This is a genomic window from Aeromonas sp. R3-1 (genome assembly GCF_040908345.1).
Lineage (GTDB): Bacteria > Pseudomonadota > Gammaproteobacteria > Enterobacterales > Aeromonadaceae > Aeromonas > Aeromonas veronii.
In genome coordinates this window covers 1-3,211 of record NZ_JBFODN010000170.1, presented here as the reverse complement: position 1 = coordinate 3,211, position 3,211 = coordinate 1, and the positions used below count along the sequence as shown (strand labels likewise).

The following is a 3,211-nucleotide window of genomic DNA, read 5'->3' as shown; positions in this document are numbered from 1 at the left end:
CTACAACTGGCGGCGTCCACATCACCACAATGACGGGATACCGCCAGCAAAAGCCGAAGAACGGCCTAACCAAGTGTCCGGATTTAGTTGACCACAACAAGAGAGGCGCCGCCTTAAAGGGGAATGGCCAGAAGGAATAATCTGGAAATATGGTCCTGATGGTCAGGTTCGCTACAGCATCGAGGAGTACGACAAGTGGGTAGAGTCAGCACAATAGAAAACCACGCCTCGCTGATAGCGGGGCTTACCGGGGTCGGCATGGCAACAAGATTCGGATCTGCTTCAGCTACAAGGGGCGCCGGTGCAGAGAGACATTGGATGTCCCCATCACGAAGGTAAACGTCAAATTCGCAGCGAACAAACTCGCTGCCATCAAACATGAAATCGCCCTTGGCAGCTTTGACTATGCAAAACACTTCCCCAACTCCAAGGATTTGGCCCGCCTAGGGGTGCGAACAACCACCAGAATGACACTGGCTGAGGCCGCAGTCGCCTTTGTTGAGAGCGCAGGGCAACGATAGGCATATCGACAAAGCGCTCATATAGCAGCGCGTTCAAAAGGATGACCGAGTTTCTCGGACGCGATATGCCAATAGCTGACATGCTGCCAATGCATATTGAAAGACTGCGCAACCAGCTGCTCATCGATTGCCGGCCAAGAACAGTAAGAACCTATCTTGGCCATATCGGAAACCTGCTGAAATGGGCTGCGCGAAATGAGCTTGTTGAACGGGCATTCGACGTGCGTGTGGCAGTTGCCAGACTGACCACCGAGAAGATCGCGGATCCTTTCGAGCATTGGGAGTTCCAAAGGTTGCTCGATGTAACAACCAACCAGCAGTTTAAGAACATATTGCTGGTTCTCGCCTACACAGGGATCCGCCCGGGTGAGCTGAGAGCTCTGAGCTGGGGCGACATCGATTTTGAAAATAAGCCCCTGCATGTTCGCAGAAACCTCACTCAGCAAAAGATGCAGTTCAAGCTCCCGAAGACAAACAAGACAAGAACAGTTCACCTTTGCCCCCGGCCCTAAGCGCTCTGCAGGATCAATTCAAGATAACTGGGGCACTTTTGGACGCAGAGATTGACATGCACCTACCAGGTGGCATGATCGTGCGCCAAACATTGCGCCCCGTATTCCGACCAACCAAAGTTGTGCCGGACAGGCCGCCTTTTTACTCTGGTGTCTTCCTGGTGGCCCCATGGCAGGCAGCAATCAAGAAATCTGGGGTTCGTTATCGCAGGGCCTATCAACTGAGGCATACCTATGCCAGTTGGAACATCACTGCTCACGGAAACCTTGCGTTCATAGCTGAACAGATGGGTCACAACTCTGCAAAAATGTTGCAAGAGGTCTATGGAAAATGGATTGAGTCGGCCAGTCAAAGTGAGGTCGATTCTATCTGGAGTTCGATGCAAAAAATGGGCATTTGCCCCAATAGCGCCCCAGAGTTTTCAACCAGTGCAGCAATGCGCTGATAATTAAGGAATTTATTAACACACTATGCTTAGTAGCAACAACATCACCATGCAGTTCGGCGCCAAGCCGCTGTTTGAGAACATCAACGTCAAGTTTGGCGGCGGCAACCGCTATGGCCTTATCGGCGCCAACGGCTGTGGCAAGTCCACCTTTATGAAGATCCTCGGCGGTGATCTGGAGCCCACTGGCGGTAATGTGAGCCTGGACGTCAACGAGCGCATCGGTAAGCTGCGTCAGGATCAGTTCGCCTACGAAGATATGCGCGTACTGGACGTGGTCATGATGGGTCACACCGAGCTGTGGGCGGCCATCGCCGAGCGCGATGCCATCTACGCCAACCTCGAAGCGACCGACGACGACTACATGAAGGCCGCCGAGCTGGAAGGTCTGGTCGCCGAGTATGACGGCTATACCGCCGAGTCCCGCGCAGGTGAACTGCTGCTGGGTGCCGGTATTCCCATCGAGCAGCACAACGGCCCGATGAGCGAAGTGGCCCCGGGCTGGAAACTGCGGGTGCTGCTGGCACAGGCGCTGTTCTCCAACCCCGACATCCTGTTGCTGGACGAACCGACCAACAACCTGGATATCAACACCATTCGCTGGCTGGAGCAGGTGCTCAACGAACGTGAAAGCACCATGATCATCATCTCTCACGACCGTCACTTCCTGAACTCCGTCTGTACCCATATGGCGGATCTGGACTACGGCGAGCTGCGCGTCTACCCGGGCAACTACGATGACTACATGCTGGCCGCCACTCAGGCGCGCGAGCGTCTGCTGGCCGACAACGCCAAGAAGAAGGCCCAGATCGCCGATCTGCAATCCTTCGTCTCCCGTTTCAGTGCCAACGCATCCAAGTCCAGCCAGGCGACCTCCCGCCTCAAGCAGATCGACAAGATCAAGATTGAGGAAGTAAAGGTATCCAGCCGTCAGAACCCCTTCATCCGCTTCGAGCAGGAGAAGAAGCTCTACCGCAACATTCTGGAGATCGAAGGCCTGTCCAAAGGTTATGGTGAGGCGCCCCTGTTCAAGGGCCTCAACATGATGCTGGAAGTGGGTGAGAAGGTCGCCATTCTGGGTACCAACGGTATCGGTAAATCGACCCTGATCAAGACGCTGGTCGGGGATCTGGCACCGGATACCGGTACCATCAAGTGGTCCGAGAACGCCCAGATCGGTTACTACGCCCAGGATCACGCCGAAGATTTCGACACTGACCTCAACGTGTTCGACTGGATGGCCCAGTGGAAACAGGATAACGAAGACGAGCAGGCTGTACGCTCCGTACTGGGTCGTCTGCTCTTCTCCCAGGACGACATCAAGAAGCCGGTCAAGGTGCTCTCTGGTGGTGAACAGGGCCGCATGCTGTTCGGCAAGCTGATGATGCAGCGCCCCAACATCCTGATCATGGATGAGCCGACCAACCACCTTGACATGGAATCTATCGAATCCTTGAACCTGGCACTCGAGATGTACAAGGGCACCCTGATCTTCGTCTCCCACGACCGCGAATTCGTCTCCTCTCTGGCGACCCGCATTCTGGAGCTGAGCGAAGATGGAATCCGCGACTTCGGCGGCACCTACGAGGATTACCTGCGCACCCAGGGCGTGGTGTAACCCCGCTCCTGCACAAGTGCGCAATGCAAAACCGGCACTCAGGTGCCGGTTTTTTTATATCCCGTATTTAGACGACTGAGATGGCATATAGCAGTGGTGTGACTACACGCCACA

3 protein-coding genes and 1 pseudogene are annotated in these 3,211 nt (G+C 54.9%); all 4 read left to right on the top strand.

Going from position 1 to position 3,211, the window contains the following annotated elements; translation table 11 throughout:
- Nucleotides 1-266 precede the first annotated feature (266 nt).
- Nucleotides 267-521, top strand: a pseudogene (locus AB5Y85_RS10585) (DUF3596 domain-containing protein); the annotation flags it as partial.
- Between the two features lie 41 nt (nucleotides 522-562).
- Nucleotides 563-1,033: a tyrosine-type recombinase/integrase gene (locus AB5Y85_RS10580; RefSeq protein WP_257687785.1), complete on the top strand. Its 471-nt coding sequence runs from the start codon at nucleotides 563-565 to the stop codon at nucleotides 1,031-1,033.
- 38 nt (nucleotides 1,034-1,071) lie between these two features.
- Nucleotides 1,072-1,479 carry a hypothetical protein gene (locus tag AB5Y85_RS10575; RefSeq protein ID WP_146037081.1) on the top strand — a complete coding sequence of 136 codons (408 nt, stop codon included), beginning with the start codon at nucleotides 1,072-1,074 and terminating at the stop codon, nucleotides 1,477-1,479.
- 25 nt (nucleotides 1,480-1,504) lie between these two features.
- Nucleotides 1,505-3,097 carry an ABC-F family ATPase gene (locus AB5Y85_RS10570; RefSeq protein ID WP_005336974.1) on the top strand — a complete coding sequence of 531 codons (1,593 nt, stop codon included), beginning with the start codon at nucleotides 1,505-1,507 and terminating at the stop codon, nucleotides 3,095-3,097.
- The last annotated feature ends 114 nt before the right edge of the window (nucleotides 3,098-3,211 follow it).